Consider the following 251-nt stretch of genomic DNA (forward strand, 5'->3'; position numbering starts at 1 on the left):
CTTCAGGAGTATCATCTACGATGATTTCTACCCCTGTCACCGCTTCCAGCGCACGGATATTTCTACCTTCTCTACCTATAATTCTACCTTTTACTTCGTCAGATTCAATATTGAAAACCGAAACTGAATTCTCAATCGCCTGCTCCGTACCAATTCTCTTGATAGTCTGGATAACGATTTTTCTTGCTTCACTTTTAGCATTCAGCTGCGCCTCTTCCATGATGCTCTGAACATGTGCCTGAGCTCTTGTT

The 251-nt window shown here is 42.6% G+C and carries 1 protein-coding gene; it reads right to left on the bottom strand.

Going from position 1 to position 251, the window contains the following annotated elements; genetic code table 11:
* Nucleotides 1–220, bottom strand: a 220-nt coding sequence (locus ACPYOM_RS23165) for a KH domain-containing protein (RefSeq protein ID WP_481347769.1), incomplete at its 3' end; no start/stop codon positions are given.
* Between the last annotated feature and the right edge of the window lie 31 nt (nt 221–251).

It is taken from the genome of Monashia sp. HAY1-2A (genome assembly GCF_056755315.1).